This window comes from Methylobacterium sp. CCH7-A2 (genome assembly GCF_001557075.1).
GTDB classification, from domain to species: Bacteria; Pseudomonadota; Alphaproteobacteria; order Rhizobiales; family Beijerinckiaceae; genus Allobosea; species Allobosea massiliensis.
Genome location: NZ_LSKN01000235.1, coordinates 107988 through 126828, shown reverse-complemented (window position 1 = coordinate 126828; position 18841 = coordinate 107988). Strand labels below are relative to the sequence as shown.

At 67.8% G+C, this 18841-nt stretch carries 13 protein-coding genes; 4 read left to right on the top strand and 9 right to left on the bottom strand.

Features of this window, described 5'->3' with window-relative positions; genetic code table 11:
• Nucleotides 1-3: 3 nt before the first annotated feature.
• The 8 genes from AX750_RS17840 to AX750_RS17805 all read right to left on the bottom strand — a co-directional run bounded on the left by AX750_RS17840 (nucleotide 4) and on the right by AX750_RS17805 (nucleotide 9925).
• Nucleotides 4-1644 carry an ABC transporter ATP-binding protein gene (locus tag AX750_RS17840; RefSeq protein ID WP_066725517.1) on the bottom strand — a complete coding sequence of 547 codons (1641 nt, stop codon included), beginning with the start codon at nucleotides 1642-1644 and terminating at the stop codon, nucleotides 4-6.
• Nucleotides 1641-2546 (bottom strand): ABC transporter permease, encoded by a 906-nt coding sequence (locus AX750_RS17835; protein ID WP_066725680.1) that lies wholly within the window; start codon nucleotides 2544-2546, stop codon nucleotides 1641-1643. The genes AX750_RS17840 and AX750_RS17835 overlap by 4 nt, the downstream gene beginning before the upstream one ends.
• A 17-nt stretch (nucleotides 2547-2563) precedes the next feature.
• Nucleotides 2564-3505, bottom strand: a complete 942-nt coding sequence (locus AX750_RS17830; RefSeq protein ID WP_066725514.1) for an ABC transporter permease — start codon at nucleotides 3503-3505, stop codon at nucleotides 2564-2566.
• Between the two features lie 33 nt (nucleotides 3506-3538).
• Nucleotides 3539-5104 carry an ABC transporter substrate-binding protein gene (locus AX750_RS17825; RefSeq protein ID WP_066725511.1) on the bottom strand — a complete coding sequence of 522 codons (1566 nt, stop codon included), beginning with the start codon at nucleotides 5102-5104 and terminating at the stop codon, nucleotides 3539-3541.
• 91 nt (nucleotides 5105-5195) lie between these two features.
• A complete protein-coding gene (locus AX750_RS17820) occupies nucleotides 5196-6332 on the bottom strand; it encodes a M20/M25/M40 family metallo-hydrolase (protein WP_066725508.1) in 1137 nt (378 codons plus the stop codon).
• Nucleotides 6333-6343: 11 nt separating this feature from the next.
• A complete protein-coding gene (locus tag AX750_RS17815) occupies nucleotides 6344-7504 on the bottom strand; it encodes a M20 aminoacylase family protein (protein WP_066725506.1) in 1161 nt (386 codons plus the stop codon).
• 31 nt (nucleotides 7505-7535) lie between these two features.
• On the bottom strand, nucleotides 7536-9035 hold the full coding sequence (locus AX750_RS17810; protein WP_066725678.1) for a M81 family metallopeptidase: 1500 nt from the start codon (nucleotides 9033-9035) through the stop codon (nucleotides 7536-7538).
• Nucleotides 9036-9151: 116 nt separating this feature from the next.
• The gene (locus tag AX750_RS17805; RefSeq protein WP_066725504.1) at nucleotides 9152-9925 is read right to left on the bottom strand and encodes a ferredoxin--NADP reductase; all 774 of its coding nucleotides are present in this window, start codon (nucleotides 9923-9925) and stop codon (nucleotides 9152-9154) included.
• Between the two features lie 266 nt (nucleotides 9926-10191).
• Here AX750_RS17805 and pepT point away from each other — a divergent pair, with 266 nt between their 5' ends.
• On the top strand, nucleotides 10192-11412 hold the full coding sequence (gene pepT / locus AX750_RS17800) for a peptidase T (protein WP_066725502.1): 1221 nt from the start codon (nucleotides 10192-10194) through the stop codon (nucleotides 11410-11412).
• 9 nt (nucleotides 11413-11421) lie between these two features.
• Here the strand turns inward: pepT and AX750_RS17795 are convergent, their stop codons facing one another.
• The gene (locus AX750_RS17795; RefSeq protein ID WP_066725500.1) at nucleotides 11422-11742 is read right to left on the bottom strand and encodes a hypothetical protein; all 321 of its coding nucleotides are present in this window, start codon (nucleotides 11740-11742) and stop codon (nucleotides 11422-11424) included.
• A 139-nt stretch (nucleotides 11743-11881) separates the two neighbouring features.
• Here AX750_RS17795 and AX750_RS17790 point away from each other — a divergent pair, with 139 nt between their 5' ends.
• The 3 genes from AX750_RS17790 (at nucleotide 11882) to AX750_RS17780 (ending at nucleotide 18832) form a co-directional block, all read left to right on the top strand.
• Complete coding sequence (locus AX750_RS17790; protein WP_197426714.1) at nucleotides 11882-14215, top strand: EAL domain-containing protein; 2334 nt, start codon at nucleotides 11882-11884, stop codon at nucleotides 14213-14215.
• Between the two features lie 154 nt (nucleotides 14216-14369).
• On the top strand, nucleotides 14370-15098 hold the full coding sequence (locus AX750_RS17785; protein ID WP_066725496.1) for a hypothetical protein: 729 nt from the start codon (nucleotides 14370-14372) through the stop codon (nucleotides 15096-15098).
• Nucleotides 15099-15289: 191 nt separating this feature from the next.
• Nucleotides 15290-18832 carry a PAS domain S-box protein gene (locus AX750_RS17780; RefSeq protein ID WP_082735486.1) on the top strand — a complete coding sequence of 1181 codons (3543 nt, stop codon included), beginning with the start codon at nucleotides 15290-15292 and terminating at the stop codon, nucleotides 18830-18832.
• Nucleotides 18833-18841 lie beyond the last annotated feature (9 nt).

The following is an 18841-nucleotide window of genomic DNA, read 5'->3' as shown; positions in this document are numbered from 1 at the left end:
CGGTCAGGCCTCTACCGCGTCAACGGCGGGCGTCCCGGTCGCGAAATCCCGCCCCGGCGCCGCCTCGATCAGGGCGCGGGTGTAGGGATGCGCGGGGGCGGCGAAGACCTGCGAGGTCGCGCCCTGCTCGACGACCAGGCCTTTTTCCATCACCACGATGCGGTCGCAGATTTGCGCGGCCACCCGCAGGTCATGGGTGATGAACAGGATCGCCAGGTTGAAACGCGCCTGCACATCGGCGAGCAGGGCCAGCACCTGTTTCTGGACCGACACGTCCAGCGCCGAAACGGCCTCGTCCGCGATCAGAATCTCCGGCTCCATCGCCAGCGCGCGGGCGATCGCGATGCGCTGGCGCTGCCCTCCCGAGAACTGGTGCGGATAGCGTTCGAGCGCGGTCGGCTGCAGCCCGACCAGCGCCATCAGGTCGCGCGCCCGCTGCAGCGCCTCCTCCTCGCTTAGTCCGAAATTCATCGGCCCCTCGATGATCGAGGCCCCAACGGTGCGGCGGGGGTTGAGCGAGCGGAATGGGTCCTGGAAGACCACCTGGATCTTGCGGCGATAGGGCCGCAGGCGCCGCTCGGGCAGTTGGGCGATGTCGATGTCGGGCACGAGAATGGAGCCGACGCTGGGCGGCATCAGCCGCGCGATGCAGCGCGCCACCGTGGTCTTGCCGGAGCCGGATTCGCCGACAATGCCGACGGTCTCACCGCGCCGCACGCGGATCGCGACATCCTTCGCCGCATGCACGACCCGCTCCTTCCGGAACAGCGCTTTCGAGCTGTAGGTCTTGCCGAGCCCGGCCGCTTCCAGCGCGAGCGGACCGAGAACCGGCTTCCGCTGCGCCGGCTTCAGACTCGGCACGGCGGCGATCAGCATCTGCGTGTAGGGGTGTTGTGGCCGCGTCAGGATGTCCGCGGCGGCGCCCTGCTCGACCACGCGCCCCTTCTCCATCACCACGACCCGGTCGGCGATCTCGGCGACGACGCCGAAATCATGCGTGATGAACAGCACGCCGGTGCCACGGCGGCTCTGCATGTCCTTGATCAGCTTCAGGATCTGCGCCTGCGTCGTGACATCGAGCGCGGTCGTCGGCTCGTCGGCGATCAGGAGCGCCGGATCGAGGATCAGCGCGGCCGCGATCATCACGCGCTGGCGCTGCCCGCCGGAGATCTGATGCGGATAGGAGGCGTGCATCCGCTCCGGATCGGGCAGGCGCATCGCCTCCAGCATCGCCAGCACGCGGCTGCGCCGCTCGGCGGGGCCGAGATCGGTGTGGATGCGCAGAACCTCCTCGATCTGGTCGCCGATCGTCAGCACCGGGTTCAGCGCCGTCATCGGCTCCTGGAAGATCATCGCCATCCGGTCGCCGCGCAGCGCCCGCAGCCGCTGCGGCGTCGCCACCAGAACATCCTCGCCCTCCAGGCGGATCGCGCCCGCGACGGGCTTCAGCGCCCTGGCGAGCAGGCCCAGGACCGAGAAGGCGGTGACGGATTTGCCCGAGCCCGATTCCCCGACGACGCAGACGATTTCGCCCGCGCCGACGCTGAGCGAGACGTCATCGACAGCGAAGGCGCGGTCGCCGCCGCCGGGCAAAGCGATGCTCAGCCCCGCGATCTCCAGGACGGGTGTCTGTCCCTCGCTCATCGGCCGGCCATCTTGGGATCGAGGGTGTCGCGCAGCCCGTCGCCGAGCATGTTCACCGCCAACACCGTGAGGCCGAGGAAGATGCCGGGATAGAGGATGTTGTGCGGGAAGACGCGGAAGAGATTGCGCCCCTCTGCCATGATGTTGCCCCAGGTCGGGATCTCCGGAGGGATGCCGATGCCGAGGAAGGACAGGATCGCCTCGACCAGGATCGCAGAGGCCGCGATGAAGGTGCCCTGCACGATCAGGGGCGCGATGGTATTGGGCAGGATGTGGCGGACCATCAGCTTCGGCAGTCGCGTGCCGGCCATGATCGCCGCCTCGACATAGGGCTCCTCGCGCACCGACAGCACGATCGACCGCACGACCCGTACGACGCGCGGGATCTCCGGCACGATGATCGCGATGATCACCGAAACGAGACCGCTGCGGAACAGCGAGACGACCGCGATGGCGAGCAGGATGCCGGGTATCGCCATCAGCCCGTCCATGAAGCGCATGATCACCCCGTCGAGCGCGCGGACATAGCCGGCGATCAGCCCGATCACGAGCCCGATGGCGATGGCGATCGAGGCGACGGAGACCGCGATCAGCAGCGAGACGCGGGCTCCGTAGACGACGCGGCTATAGACGTCGCGGCCGAGCGAATCCGTCCCCATCCGATGCTTGAACACGGTCGTCGTGCCGTCATCGGCGCGGATCGTCCGCTCAAAACCCGGCACACGGTTGCGCGTGCTCGGGTTGATCGCGGTCGGATCGATCGTGCCGAGATAGGGCGCCAACAGCCCGATCAGCGCCATCAGCAGCAGCACCGTTCCGCCGATCAGCACCACGGGATTGCGCAGCAGCCGCCTCAGGATGGTGCGGGCCGGTGCGGCCGGTTCGGCCGGAGCCGGCGCCAGGAGGGTCGGCTCGGCGCTCAATAGCGGATCCTCGGGTCGAACAGGCTGTAGGCGAGGTCGATCAGCAGGTTGATGCCGACATAGACCCCCGAGAACAGCAGGATCACCGCCTGAATGGTCGGGTAGTCGCGCGCCAGCACCGCATCGACGGTCAGTCGGCCGAGCCCGGGGATCGCATAGACACTTTCGGTGACCACGACGCCGCCGATGAGCAGCGCAATGCCGATCCCGACGACGGTGACGATCGGCACCGCCGCGTTCTTGAGCGCATGGCGGAACAGGATCTTGCGCTCGACCTGCCCCTTGGCGCGGGCGGTGCGGATATAGTCCTCGTTCAGCACCTCGAGCACGCTGGCCCGCGTCATCCGCGCGATCAGCGCGATATAGATCACCGACAGCGTCACCGCCGGCAGCACCAGCCGCTGCAGGAAGCCCCCGAACCCGCCCGAGAGCGGCTGGTAGCCTTGGACCGGGAACCAGCCCAGCGTGATCGCGAAGACATAGATCAGCGCATAGCCGATCACGAAGACCGGCACCGAGAAGCCCAGCACCGAGAAGCCCATCACGATCCGGTCGATCCAGGAGCCGTGCTTGTAAGCGGCGAGCACGCCGAGCGGGATCGCCACGCAGATCGCGATCAGCATCGTCGCGAAGGCGAGCGACAGGGTCGGCTCGATCCGCCCGGCGATGAGTTCGCCGATCGGCTTCTTGAAGAAGAAGCTCTCGCCGAGGTCGCCGCGCAGCAGATTGCCGGCCCAGATCGCGAACTGCGTCGGGATCGGCTTGTCGAGCCCGAGCCGGTTGCGGATCAGTGCGATCTGCTCGGTCGTCGCATTGTCGCCCGCGATCACCGCAGCGGGGTCGCCGGGCGTCAGCCGCAGCATCAGGAAGACCAGGACCGCGACGATCACCAGCACGGGGACCGTCGCGAGCAGGCGCCGCAGGATGTAGCCGAGCATCAGCGCCGGATCCGCAGGGTCAGCGTCGCCACCTCACTTCTTCTCGACGTTCCAGAACACCGGGGCCGGCGCCGTCAGGATGCCGCTGACGCTCTTACGGGCCGCGATCGGCACATTGTACTGGCCGAGATGGACATGGGTGACGACTTCGCGCCAGCGCATCTGCACGGCTTCCGCGATCGCCTTCTGCTTCGCCGGATCGGGTTCGCGGGCGAAATCGTCGCGCAGCTTCTCCATCTGCTCGTCGCAGGGCCAACCGAACGCCGCCTTGTCGCAGCTGGCATTGAAGAAGCCCGCCATCACCGGGTTGAGGATGTCGGCCGAAACCCAGGAGGTCTGCATCACGTTCCAGCCGCCCTTGTCGATCGGATCCTTGCGGACGCGGCGGGAGACCACGGTCTGCCAGTCGGAGGATTGCATGTCGACCTTGAAGCCGCCGCGCTCCAGCAGCTGCTTGGCGACGGGGCCGAGATTGGTCAGCGACTGCAGGTCGGTGGAGTGCAGCAGCACGATCGGCTTGCCGTCATAGCCGGCTTCCTTGAGCAGCTCCTGAGACTTCCGGAAGTTCGATTCCAGCAGCCCCTCCATCCCCTTCTCGGAGGCGAGCGGCGTGCCGCAGACGAACATCGCCTTGCAGGGCTGGTAGTAATCAGGATTGCCGACCGTCGCCTCGAGGAAATCCTTCTGGTTCAGCGCATAGGTCACGGCCTGGCGCACCTTCGGGTTGTCGAAGGGCGGCTGGGTGTGGTTGAAGCGCATCGTGTATTGCAGGCCGAGCGGGTTGTAGTTCCACAGCTTGATGTTCTTGTCGCCGGCGAGCAGCGGGATCAGGTCGAAGGCCGGCTGCTCGATCATGTCGATCTCGCCGGCGAGCAGCGCGTTCACCGCCTGCTGTTGGTCGGTCACCGCCAGCCACTCGATGCGGTCGAGCTTCGCGACCTTGCCGCCGGCAAGGCCCGAGGCCGGCTCGGCGCGCGGCTTGTAGTCCTTGAATTTCGTATAGACGATCTTGTCACCCGGCTTCCATTCGTCGGTCTTCAGCACGAAGGGGCCGGAGCCGATGAACTCCGAGATCTGCGTGTTCGGATCGGTGTCCGCCACGCGCTTGGGCATCATGAACGGCACGTTCGACGACGGTTTGCCGAGACCGAAGATCAGCAGGCCGGTCGGCGATTTCAGCTTCACCGTGAAGCTCTTGGCATCGTCGGCGGTGATCGTGTCGACGAAGGTCATCAGCTTCTGACCGACCGGGTCCTTGGCCGACCAGCGCTTGATCGAGGCGATGCAATCCTCCGAGGTGACGGGCTTGCCGTCATGCCAGAGCAGACCGTCGCGGAGGGTGAACTTGTAGGTCAGCTTGTCGGGCGATTCGGTGAAGGTCTCGACCATCTGCGGCTTGATCGCGCCGGCCTCGTCCATCGAGAACAGCGTGTCGTAGATCATGTAGCCGTGATTGCGGACGATATAGGCCGTGGTCCAGATCGGATCGACGATCTTCACGTCGGAATGCATCACGACCTTGAGGGTCTGTGCCGGCGCCATCGAGGTGCCGGCAATGATCGCGCAGGCGGCCACCAAAGTCTTCAAACGCCATGCCATGGTGCTCTCCCTCGGTCTGTCGTGCGCGTTCGGCGCATCGCGATCTATGCAGGCCCTGTGCCACCGGGCGGCGCATGCTCGCCCGGCATCCTCATGCGGTCAACCGCGCCAGCAGCCCGGCCATCAGCCGGGTGCGCTGCAGCAGGCTTCCCACCTCGATATGCTCCTCCAACGTATGGTAGCCGGCGCCCAGCAGACCGAGCCCATCCAGCGAGGGAAGCCCTGCGGCTCCGGTAAAATTGGCATCCGAACCTCCGCCCGCCGAGCCGTGTTCGAGGCTCCAGCCTAGATCGGCGGCGACCTCGCGCGCGAGACCGAAAAGTTCGAGCGTGGCCGCGTCCGGTTCCCAGACGGGCCGGGTCACGCCGCGTGTCACGCTGAAGCGCGTGCCGTCGGTATTCTGCACGCCCAGCGCCAGCATACGCTCGACCCCGCGGTCGAGATCCGCCTGCCGCTTCGCCATGCTGAGCGCCTCGGCTCGACAGGTCGTCGGCACGCAATTGACCCATTGCCCGCCCTGGATCACGCCGACGCTGAAGGTGCAGTCGTCATCGGTCATCGCCTCGATCGCGAGCAGCTGCTGCGCCATCATGCTGATCGCGGAGCGGCCGTTCTTGAGCTGGGAGCCGGCATGGCTCGGCCGCCCTTCGGCGAGGAGGTTGAAGCGGGCGATCGCATAGCGCCCGGTGACGACGCCGTTGCCCGGCCGCCCCGGCTCGGGAACGAGGATGAAGCGATGCCGACGCGCCTGCTCCATGATCAGGTCGCGTGTGCCGGGACTGCCGATCTCCTCGTCGCTGGTGAACAGCACGCTGACCGGCAGCGGCGTCTCGATCCCCGCCTTGGCCAGCGCGATGATCGCCTGCAGCCCGGCATAGGCGCCGCCCTTCATGTCGAGGATTCCCGGCCCGTAGCAGCGCCAGCCGTCGCGCCGGAAGGGCAGCGTCTTCAGCGTGCCGACAGGATGCACCGTGTCGAGATGCGACATCATCAGGATGCCGGGCTCAGCCCTTCGCGGATGCGGAAAGTCGCCGCGCAGGCAGTCGCCGAGGCCGGGCGGGCCAGGAAAGCGAGTGACGATGGCGCCGGCCGCGACAAGCTCGCTCGCCGCGAAATCCATCATCCGGTTCACGGCCGCGACGTCGAAGGTCGGGCTCTCGCATTCGATCCAGGGCCGAAGGCCCGCGAGCAGGGCATCGAGATCGAGGGGCAGATCGGCGGGGTTCATGCGGGACGCCTTCAGGCTTTGCTGCGCGTTTCGACGAGCCGCGCCAGCAGGCTCGCCCCGATCGGCAGGATGCCGTCATCGAGCACGAAGGCCGGGTTGTGGACCGGCACGCTGCCGGCGTGGCCGACCCAGGCATAGGCACCGGGCACTACGCGCAGCATGTCGGCGAAATCCTCGCTGCCCATCACCGGCTTCGTCTCGGTCAGGACATTGCCCGCCCCGACGATCTCGGCGGCGACGGCGGCCGTGGCGACCGCCTGCTCGGGATGGTTCACCAGCACGTCGAAGATGCCGCGGATGTCGATGTCGACCTGCACGCCGAAGGTCGTCGCCATGCCGGCGCAAATCTCGCGCATCCGTTCCCGGATCAGCTTGGCGATCTCGGGCGAGAAGGTCCGCACCGTGCCGGCCAGCGCCGCCTCCTCCGGGATCACGTTATAGGCCGAGCCGGCATGGATCTGCGTGATCGAGAGCACGGCCGCCTCGCGCGGATCGGCGTTGCGGCTGACGATCGTCTGCAGCGCGGCCGCGAGCGAGATCGCGACGATGACCGGGTCGCGCCCGACATGGGGCATGGCGCCATGGCTGCCCTTGCCGGTGATCTTGATGTCGAAGAAATCCGCCCCCGCCATCGCCGGACCGGGGAAGACGGCGATCTGGCCGGGGTCGAGATTGGGCGCGTTGTGGATGCCGTAGATCTCGTCGCAGGGGAAGCGCTCGAACAGGTTGTCCGCGAGCATGGCGCGCGCCCCGCCGAGCCCCTCCTCCGCCGGCTGGAACACGAAGATCGCCGTGCCCGCGAAGCCGCGGTTCTCGGCGAGATAACGCGCCGCCCCCAGCAGCATCGTGGTGTGGCCGTCATGGCCGCAGGCATGCATCCGGCCGGGGATGGTCGAGCGCCAGGGCAGGTTGGTGATCTCGTCCATCGGCAGCGCGTCCATGTCGGCACGCAGGCCAATGCGCCGGCCCGGCCCACCCGTGCCCTGCAGGACGCCGACCACGCCGGTGCCGCCGATGCCACGATGAACCTCGATGCCCCAGGCTTCCAGCTTCTCGGCGACGATGCCCGACGTCCGGACCTCCTCGAAGCCGATCTCGGGATGGGCGTGGAGATCGCGGCGAATGGCGACGAGCTCGTCCGTGAAGGCCTCGATCGCGGTCAGGGCAGGCATGGGCAGAAACTCCGGGAGGGATTGAGGGCGATCAGCCGAAGACAGGGCCGAGCGGCGCGGTGCGCAGCCCCGGCCGCAGATGCTTCCAGGGCAGCACGGAGGGATCGACCGGCATCGGGCCGGGCGCGGCGCAGACCAGGATGGAATGCGCGATCGGTTCGAAATCGGCGCGGAAATGCACGGAGCTCTTGTTGACGAGGATCGCCTGCTCGGTCGGCTCGATGCCGACCTGCCGGTACATCGCCTGGTCCGCCATCTGCGCCTTGCGCGAGGCGACGACGATGCGGACGCCGCCGATCCGCAGCGCCGCGCAGGGACCGAGATTCATCCGCGATCCCCCGAAGAAGGGGCCGGGCGCCACGAAGCGCCCGTCCGAGAGCTGCTCGACGACGAACTCGCCTTCGAGCGGCACATCGCCGGGGATGCCGGATTTGGCGCCGAGCGCAGCCCGGATCGTCGCACCGACGCCCGCCTCATGCGCCTGGCGCGCCACCTCGGGATCGACGATCAGCCCGATCGCCGCCCGCTGCGCCCCGTTGCGGACGAGCGCGCGCGCCATACCCATCGTATCGGAATCGCCGCCTGCACCGGGATTGTCCTGCGTGTCGGAGATGACGATCGGCTTGGTCGCCCCTTGCGCCAGCGCCATCGCAGCCTTCACGCCCTCGTCCGGCGCGAAGACCTTGCCGTTGAACGCAGCCTCGCTCGCCATCACGCGCGCCGTTACGGCGTCGGCCGCCCGGTCGGCATCTCTTTGCGTCGCGCCATAGGCGACGACAGTCGGCCCGCAATCGGGAAAATCGGCGGCCGGGAAGCCCGGCAGGAAGGAGAGCGTCGGCACGCTGTCGCCCTCCAGCGCGGCGAGTTCGGCATAGATCGTCGCGCACGGCTCCATCGCCGTCGCCTGCCAGGCGATCGGGATCAGATAGGGGATCTGCCGGAAGGCCTTGGCGTCGCGCTTGGCCGTGCCGATCAGCCGCGCGAGATAGGTCGTCGCGCGGCTGCCCGTCAGCGCCATATCGACATGGGGATAGGTCCTATAGGCCACCAGCGCATCGGCGCTGTCGACCATGAGCTGCGTGACATTGCCATGCAGATCGAGGCTGGCGACCAGCGGTACGTCCGGGCCGATCGCGGCGCGCACGCGCCGCAGCGTTTCGCCCTCCCCGTCCGGGAAGCCTTCCGCCACCATGGCGCCGTGCAGATCGAGATAGACGCCATCCAGCGGCAATGCCGCCGCGGTGCGTTCGACCAGTTCGCCCAGCAGCGTCTCGAAAGCCTCGGCCGTGACATGGGCGGAGGGGCTGGCGGCGCACCACAGCGTCGGCACCATCTCCCAGCCCAGCCCGCGCGCCGTCTCGACGAAACCGCAGGCGCCGACATTGACGTTGCGCACCGCCTCGAACACGGCCTCGCCCCGCGCCAGCGACGGCCAGCCGCCACCCTGGATGAAGGCGTCGAGTCCCGCCTTGCTCGGCGCGAAGGTGTTGGTCTCGTGCAGGAACCCGCCGAAGGCGATGCGTGGCGACATGGGCGTAGGCTCCGGCTCGGCGACGAACCGCTGCAGGTCATCACGCCGGACGACCGGCCACAAGGCCGAAAACGAGCCGGCTGCCTTTCAAAAAGGCAAAGCTGGCCTGCGTCCCGTCACTTCTCGACGAAGGCGCGCTCCACCACATAGGTCGCCGGCGTCGAGCTCGAGCCCTCGACGAAGCCGCGTCCCTCGAGCTGGACCTTCATGTCGGCCAGCATCGCCGGGCTGCCGCAGAGCATGACCCGGTCGTTCTCGGCATTGGCGAAGGGCAGCCCGAGCGAGGCGAACCAGTCCGGCGAGGCGAACAGCTCGGTCACGCGGCCGCGATTGCGGTAGTCCTCGCGGGTCACGGTCGGATGGTAGATGAGCTGGCTGGCGACCATCTCGCCGATCAGCTCGTCAGCCGGCAGCTCCTCGCGGATGAAGGTCTCATAGGCCAGTTCCGACACCAGTCGCACGCCATGGACGAGCACGACCTTCTCGAAACGCTCATAGGTGGCCGGATCGCGGATCAGGCTCATGAAGGGTGCGAGCCCGGTGCCGGTCGATAGGAAATACAGGTTGCGGCCTGGCACCAAATTGTCGTGCAGCAGCGTGCCGGTGGCCTTGCGGCCGATCAGGATCTCGTCGCCGGGCACGATCTTCTGCAGGCGAGAGGTCAGCGGGCCGTCGGGCACCTTGATGCTGAGGAATTCGAGTTCCTCGTCATAGGGCGCGCAGGCCATGCTGTAGGCGCGCAGCAGGGGGCGCCCCTCGACCATCAGGCCGATCATCGCGAACTGGCCGGCCTCGAAGCGGAAGGCGGGATTGCGGGTGGTGCGGAAGCTGAACAGCGTGTCGTTCCAGTGATGAACCGACAGGACCTTCTCGACATACTGGTTGCTCATGCTCGTCTCTTCCGTCCCGTCCTCTGCCCTCTGCATCGCGAGGCCGGGCCTCGCGCCGATGCGCGGCCTCTCCTCGGCGAAGCCGGCGCCGAAGGCAAGCCGTTCTCTGCCTGCGAGACCGGCTCATCTGCCTTGATTCGCCGCAAATCCCGGCGCGGACGCAGACAGCCGCACCACAGGTGCCAGCCAGCGGGTCGCCGCGAGACGCGACATCCGCTATGGCGGGTGATCGCCGCCGGCAAAGCGCCGGCGGGACCGGAGACGCCATGACCATCCGCGCCGAACTGACCGAGCGCTTCCTGCGCTATGTCGCCATCGAGAGCCAGAGCGATGCACGCGCCACAGCTCTGCCCAGCACGCCGGGCCAGCAAAGCCTCGCCGATCTCCTGGCGCGGGAACTGCGCGCTCTCGGCCTGTCGGACGTCGTGGTCGACGATCATGCCACCGTCACGGCGGTGAAGCGGGGCAACCGCCCTGGCGCGCCACGGATCGGCTTCATCGCTCATCTCGACACGGTCGATTCTGGCCTCTCGCCCGTCATCCGCCCGCAGATCCTGCGCTTCGAGGGCGAGGATCTCTGCCTGAACCGCGATCAGGACATCTGGCTGCGCGTCGCCAACCACCCCGAGATCCGCCGTTGGACCGGCGAAGACATCCTGTTCAGCGACGGCACCAGCGTGCTCGGGGCCGACAACAAGGCTGCGGTGGCGATCATCATGACGCTGCTGGCGCGGCTCGGCTCCGACGATCCCCATGGCGACCTCGCGATCGCTTTCGTGCCGGACGAGGAGATCGGTCTGCGCGGCGCCAAGGCGCTCGACCTCGCCCGCTTCCCCTGCGACTTCGCCTATACGATCGACAGCTGCGAGGTCGGCGAGGTCGTCATCGAGAACTTCAACGCTGCGGCGGGAGAACTCGCCTTCACCGGCGTCCCCGCCCACCCGATGTCGGCCAAGGGCGTGATGGTCAACCCGCTGCTGATGGCGCATGACTACATCGCCGCCTTCGACCGCGCGGAAACCCCGGAGCGGACCGAGCAGCGCGAAGGCTATGTCTGGTTCACGGAAATGACCGCCAATCCCGGTCAGGCCATTCTCAAACTCGCCATCCGCGATTTCGACCGTCAGAGCTTCGCGCGGCGCAAGCGACGCGTGACGGAGGTGGCGGAGGCGATCGCCGACCGCTACCCGACGGGGCGGGTCTCCTGCAGCCTCTCCGACACCTATGGCAACATCGCCGACAGCCTCGGCGACGATCGCCGCCCGGTGGATCGCCTGCTGGCGGCGATGAAAGGTCTGGGGGTCGAGCCCAAGCTGATCCCGATGCGCGGCGGCACCGACGGCGCGGCGCTCTCCGCCCGCGGGCTGCCGACGCCGAACTTCTTCACCGGCGCCTACAACTTCCACTCGCGCTTCGAATTCCTGCCGCTGCCCGCCTTCGAGACCGCCTATGCAGTTGCTCGCGCGGTGTGTCTCGAGCCCGTCTGAGGCGACGTCTCAGCTCAGCAGACGGCCCGCCAGCGGAACGACGGTCGGCGGCGCCTCCACCTCCTCATCGGCGAAGCCGGGCAGGAAGGCGCCGCAGGATGCGGTCGCGGCTTCGCCCGCCGTGATCGGGCCCTCGGCGAGCCGGCGCAGTAACGCGGCCTTGAGCGGACAGGGCCCCGCCCCCGCCATGCCGGAACTCTCGGCGAGGTCGAGCAGGCATGACGCGCAGGGCGCCTGCGACAGGCGCACCGGCGCACCGCTGAGGAGACGCGGAAAGGGCAGCATCGGCAGGTGGTCCGGTGGTTCGAGCGGCACTCGGATGCCGAGCATGGCGTGCCGATCTCTCCAACGCGTTAACCCGGACCCGAGATGGCGGGGCCATCGAGCGACAGCCAGCCACTGCGGAAGCACAACGGCATTTTAACCGTCGCTCGCCATGCTCCCCCGGTTGTGGCCCCAGGGACTACCGATGCCCTCTCGTTCCTCCCATCGCGTCATCGATCAGGGATTGCGCGACGAGGTCTACATCTCGCTGGTCCGCTCGCTCTATGCGGACCCGCGCACGCTGGTTGTCGGGTCCAGCGGCTCGGTGCTGGCGGCCTTCGTCACGGCGGCAATGACGGGTCACGTCGCCTTTTATGGCTGCGCCCTCGCCATGCTGGTGCTGACGCTGGTCCGGGCCGTGGACGCCGTGCAGTTCAAGGCCGCGTCGCGCACCCTGAGGCGGCCGAGCCAGGCCGCCCGCTGGGAACTGCGCTACACCGCCCTGTCCTCGGTTTATGTTTTCGTGCTCGGGCTCTGGTCCTTCCTTGCCTTCGCCCTGCAGGCGAGTCCGCCGGTCCAGCTCCTCGCCTTCTCGATGACGCTCGCCAACATGATCGGCGTCGCCGGCCGCAATTACGGCAGCCGGATGCTGGTGATGACCCAGCTCAGCTGCGCCGGTGTGCCGCTGCTGGCCGGCCTGACGCTGGCCGGGAACAGCCACTATGCGGTCGTCGCCTGCGTGCTCGCGCCTTTCCTCGTCAGCTTCAAGACCATCGCGGACAAGCTGCGCGCGACGCTGACGACGGCCGTCGTCTCGGCCAAGCATGAGCGCCTGCTGGCGGCCAGGCTCGAGACCGCGCTCGACAACATGGCCCATGGCCTGTGCATGTTCGACCAGTCCGGCATGCTCTCGCTGGTCAACCGGCGCCTGCCCGGCATCGTCGGCCTGCCGGGCGGCCTGGCGGAGCCCGGCCGCGGCATCGGCCGTCTTCTGATCCGCGCGCAGCGCGCCGGTGTGATCGGCCGCGCCCAGTTGCGCAGCCTCGTCCTGGCAGCCCGTCTGGCGTTGCGCGACCACGCCGAGGCACGGCTCACGACCAGCCTGGTCAACGGCCGAATCCTCGAACTCACCTTTCGCACATCGGACGTGACCGGCACCGTCGTGGTGGTCGAGGACATCACCGAACAGCGGCAGCAGGAGGACATGATCCGCCAGCTCGCCCATTACGATCCGCTCACTGGTCTGCCCAATCGCAGCCTGCTGCGTTCCCATCTCCAGAGCCTGATCGGCGAGGCCGACAAGAGCTTCGCCATCCTGTTCATCGATCTCGACCACTTCAAGAAGGTCAACGACACGCTGGGCCACCCCTGCGGCGACGCGCTGCTCGTCGAGGTCTCCCGCCGCCTCACGGCAACCTTGCCGGCCGCCTCGCTCATCGCGCGGCTCGGCGGCGACGAATTCGTGGCCATCATGCCCGACATGGTCGAGCGCGAGGCGCTGGAGAAGATCACGGCCCGCGTCAGCGCGAGCCTGCTGCAGCCCTATGAGATCGAGGGCAACGCCATCGTCAGCAGCGCCAGCATCGGCATCGCGATCAGCCCGGATGACGGGCGAGATCCAGACATCGTTATCCGCAACGCCGATCTCGCGCTCTACGCGGCCAAGTCGAGCGGGCGGGGCTGCGCCCAGTTCTACGACAGCAGCATGATCGAGGTCGCCCGCGCACGTCGGATCGTCGAGATCGATCTGCGCGAGGCTTTGGCGAGCGACCAGTTCGAACTGTTCTATCAGCCGATCGTGGCCATGCAGACCGGCCGGATCACGAGCTGCGAGGCGCTCCTGCGCTGGCGGCACCCCGAGCGTGGCATCGTCTCGCCGGGCGAATTCATCGGCATCGCCGAGGAGGTCGGGCTGATCGCGCAGATCGGTCGCGTCGTCCTCGACAAGGCCTGCCGCGAAGCGACCCACTGGCCGGACAGCGTCTCGGTCGCCGTCAACATCTCGGCGATTCATTTCCGCGGCGACGCGGTCGTGGAGGATGTCGCGGCAGCGCTGGAGCGCACGGGCCTCGCGCCCTCCCGCCTCGTCGTCGAACTGACCGAATCCGCGCTGATGCAGGATGATGCGCTGGCGCTCTCGACGCTGACGCGCCTGCGCGACCTCGGCGTGCGCATCGCGCTCGATGATTTCGGCACGGGCTATTCCAGCCTGAGCTATCTCCAGTCGTTTCCGCTCCACAAGATCAAGATCGACCGCTCCTTCGTCTCGGGCGGCCGCGAGACCCGCAAGGACCAGACGCTGCTCGTCGGCATCGCCCGGCTCTGCAAGGAACTGGGCCTCACCGTCGTGGCCGAAGGCGTCGAGACGGTGGGCCAGCTCGACACCCTCGCCCGCATGGGAGCGATCGACGAGGTCCAGGGCTATCTCCTCGCCCGGCCGCAGCCGACGTCGCAGTTGCGCGACCTGATCGCCGCCTTCGCCCAGCGCTCGCTGACGGCGAGCGTGGAGCGGTTGCCGGTGCGCCGCCAGGCTCGCTGAGCCCCTCGCTTGCCACCGTAACATTCGCGCCGCACTGCCCGGAAAACGCTCGCAAGCGACGTTGCGGCAGGCTCAAACTTGGGCGGACCGCCGCTTGACGACTCCGTCGCGGGCCGATGATGGTTAATTCCAGTTAACCATCATCGGTCGCGTCATGGTCGAAACCGCCGCACTCCAGGTGCCCTCCCTGAGCGACCGTGTGCTGCGGGCGATGGAGCGCATCGAGTACCGTCTCGCGACCGACACCGCTGACCGCGAACGCATCTTCAACCTGCGCTACCGCGCCTATCTCCGCGAAGGTGCGATCGCCGAGAGCGAGGACGAGCGCTTCACCGACCCGGTGGACGACCATCCGAACTGTCTGATTTTCGGCGTCTATGCCGATGGCGATCTGGCGGGAGCCATCCGCCTCAGCATAACCGTGCCGGGCCTGCCGCAGATCCCGACGGCGCAGGTCTTCCCCGAGGCGGTCCTGCCCCTGATCGACGCCGGCCATGTGCTGGTCGATCCGACCCGTTTCGTCGCCGATCCGCACTGGTCACGGGCCCTGCCGGAACTGGCCTATCTGACGCTGCGGCTGCCTTGGCTGGCGATGGAGCAGTTCGGCGCGGACATCATGCTGGCTGCGGTGCGGCCGGAACATTATCCCTTCTATCGCCGCCTCTGGGGCAACACCGTCGCTGCGCCGGCCACGCTCTATCCCGGCCTGTCGAAGCCGGTCATGCTGTCGCTGCTCGACTATGCCCGGGCGGCGCCGCGCGTCGAAAAGCTCTACCCGTTCTTCCGGGCCCGCGACGACGAGCGCACGGCGATCTTCGGCACCAGCGCCCTGCCGTGGCTGCCGCTGGGCGCTCCCGCTCTCTCCGGGCCGCTGCGGGCCTGAGGGGTCGCCCTAACGGCTGAAGGCGAATTTGGTTCCATGCGTCGCGGCGTGAAACCCCTGCCGTCGCTTGCAAAAAACGAATTCCCTCCCGTTCCGGCAATGCTCTAGAAGTCTCAGGCCCCGACATCGCTTCCGCGGTGGGGTTCGCGCCGGATTCCGCCCGGCGCGGTGGCCCTGAATGGCGGATCCGCATGTCCGACGCCGACCCTGCCCGTGTTTTCCACTTCCTCAAAGGCGACAGCGAACTCGCCGGGCTGATCGCCCGGTTCGACTGGTCCGCGACGACGCTCGGACCCGTCGACAGCTGGCCGGCGACCATCCGCTCCGTCGTCGGCATGATCCTGCATTCACCGCTGCCTATCGTGACGCTCTGGGGCGAGCCGGGCATCATGATCTACAATGACGCCTATTCCGTCTTCGCGGGAGCGCGCCACCCGCAACTGCTCGGCTCCGAGGTTCGCAAGGGATGGCCCGAGGTCGCCGATTTCAACGACAACGTCGTCCGCACCGTTTTCCGCGAGGGCCGGACGCTCTCCTACAAGGATCAGGAGCTGACCCTGAACCGCGGCTCCGGCCCGGCCCAGGTCTGGATGAACCTGGACTATTCGCCGATCCTCGGCGACGACGGGGTGCCTCTCGGCGTCATCGCGATCGTCGTCGAGACCACCGAGAAGGTCACGGCCGACCGGCAGCTGCGCAACGAGCGCCTGCGCCTGCAGCAGATGTACGAGCAGGCGCCCTCCTTCATGGCGATGCTGGAGGGGCCGGAGCACCGCTTCTCCCTCGTCAACGAGGCCTATCAGCAGTTGATCGGCCGTCGCGACGTGATGGGTCGGACTGTCGCCGAGGCCCTGCCAGACGCGGCCGAGCAGGGCTATGTCCGCATCCTCGACGACGTCTTCGCGAGCGGAATGGCCTATCGCGCCTCCGGGGCGCGCTTCCAGGCGCGCAACCCCGATGGCGGCCCGTCTTACACGCGCTTCGTCGATTTTGTCTTCCAGCCCATCACCGATGCAACCGGCCAGGTGACAGGCATCTTCGTCGACGGCATCGACGTCACAGACCGCATCGTTGCGCAGGAGGCGATCCGCGCCAGCGAGGCGCAGTTCCGCTCCTTCGCCCAGGCGATGCCGAACCATGTCTGGACCGCGCCGGCGGACGGCCGGCTCGACTGGTTCAACGAGCGCGTCATGGAATACAGCGGCCGCGAGGCCCAGGAGCTTCTGGCGGAGGGATGGCTCGCCATCGTCCATCCCGACGACCGCGATGCGGCGGTCAAGCTGTGGCAGGGAGCTTTGACCTCCGGCGAACGCTACGAGACCGAGTTCCGCATTCGCAGCGCGGCCGGCGAGTTCCGCTGGCATCTGGTCCGCGCCGTGCCGATCCGTAGCGAAGCGGGCGAGATCATCCGCTGGATCGGCACCAGCACAGACATCCACGAGCAGAAACTGGCCGAGGTCGAGACCACGCGAGACCGCGACCGGCTCTGGAAGCTGTCGCAGGAATTGATGCTGGTCTGCGACTATGAGGGCATCGTGACGGCGGTCAATCCATCGGCCGAGCGGCTTCTCGGCTGGACGGAGTGCGAAATGGCAGGGAGGCCCCTGTCGGACTTCGTCCACCCTGATGACCTGGACCGCACGGCGGCCGAGGTTCTCAAGCTCTCGCATGGCGCGACGACGCTGGCCTTCGAGAACCGCTATCGCTGCCGCGACGGCAGCTACCGCCTGCTCGACTGGACGGCCGTGCCGGATTCCGGCCGCATCCACGCTATCGGGCGCGACATCACCGAGGAGCGCCGCGCTACCCGCGACCGTGACCGGATCTGGAACCTCTCGCCCGTTCTCAAGGTCGTCGCCAAGCCCGACGGCACGGTGACGGCGGTCAATCCGACCTGGACAAAGGTGCTCGGCTGGTCATCGGCCCAGACCGTCGGCCGCACGATCCTGGATTTCGTCGATCCCGACGATCGCGAGGCCGCAGCGGAGCGCCTCGCCCGTCTGGCAAGCGGTGCGCCGATCATGGCTTCCGAAAGCGCAATTCTGACGGCGGATGGCGGAAGGCGTCGGATCGCCTGGACCAGCGTGCCCGACGGCGACACGATCTATGCGTTCGGCCGCGACATCACGGCGGAGACGGAAGCCGCCGCGGCGCTCGCGAGCAGCGAGGCGGCGCTGCGCCAGGCGCAGAAGATGGAGGCGATCGGCCAGCTCACCGGCGGCGTCGCCCATGACTTCAACAATTTGCTGCAGGTGGTCAGCGGCAATCTCCAGCTTCTCGCCCGCGATGTCGCGGGCAATGAGAGGGCAGCCCGGCGCATCCAGAACGCGATGGAGGGCGTCGCCCGCGGTTCCCGCCTCGCCTCGCAGCTTCTCGCCTTCGGCAGGCGCCAGCCTCTGGCCCCGAAGGTCATCAATCTCGGCAAGCTGATCCGTGGCATGGACGAGATGCTGCGGCGTGCGCTCGGCGAGACGATCGAAATCGAAAGCGTCGTTGCTGGCGGCCTCTGGAACACGCTGGTCGATCCCAGCAACGTCGAGAACGCCCTGCTCAACCTCGCCATCAACGCCCGCGACGCCATGGACGGCCGCGGCAAGCTGACGATCGAGGCCGGCAATGCGGTTCTCGACAGCACCTATGCCCGCATCCATCCTGACGTCGCGCCGGGCCGCTACGTCATGCTCGCCGTAACCGACACCGGCTCCGGCATCCCGCCCGAGATCGTCGACAAGGTCTTCGACCCCTTCTTCAGCACCAAGCCGGAAGGCAAGGGCACGGGGCTCGGCCTTTCCATGGTCTACGGCTTCGTCAAGCAGTCCGGCGGCCATGTGAAGATCTACAGCGAACCCGGCGAAGGCACGACGATCCGGCTCTACCTGCCGCGCTCGGTCGAGAGCGAGGACGAGCTGGTGGCGTTCGATACCGGGCCGATCGCCGGCGGCACCGAGACGATCCTCGTGGCCGAGGACGACAAGGGCGTCCGCGAGACGGTGATCGAGACGCTGACCGATCTCGGCTATCGCGTGCTGCAGGCGCCCGATGCGAAATCGGCCCTCGCCATCGTCGAGAGCGGCATCCATATCGACATGCTCTTCACCGATGTCGTGATGCCCGGCCCGATGAAGAGCACCGAACTGGCGCGCAAGGCGGTCGAAAGACTGCCGGGGCTGACGGTGCTGTTCACCTCGGGCTACACCGAGAACTCGATCGTCCATGAGGGGCGGCTCGACGAGGGTGTCGAGCTGCTGAGCAAGCCCTACTCGCTCGAGCAGCTCGCGCGGAAGGTGCGCCACCAGTTCGCCAACGCCGCCCAGCAGCGGCTGGCAGCAGCGCCCCCTCCGCGGGCGGAGCCGGCCCCGGCCGCTGTGCGCAAGCTCTCGATCCTGCTCTGCGAGGACGACGCCCTGATCGCCATGGCGACCGTCGACATGCTGGAGGATCTCGGCCATTCCGTCATCGAGACGGGTCTGGCCCGCGACGCCCTCGCCATGCTGGACAAGGCGCAGGTCGATATCCTTCTGACCGATGTGGGCCTGCCGGATATGCCGGGCACGGCGCTCGTCGCCAAGGCCCGCGAGAAGCGGCCCGATCTGCCGGTCGTCTTCGCCACGGGCCATTCACGCGTCGAAGGCGTCGAGATCGACGAGCGGACCGCGCTGGTGGTGAAGCCCTATCAGCCCAGCCACCTCGCCGCCGCGGTCGCGAAGATCGCAGCGCTGCTGGGCCCGCGCTGACACGCGGGC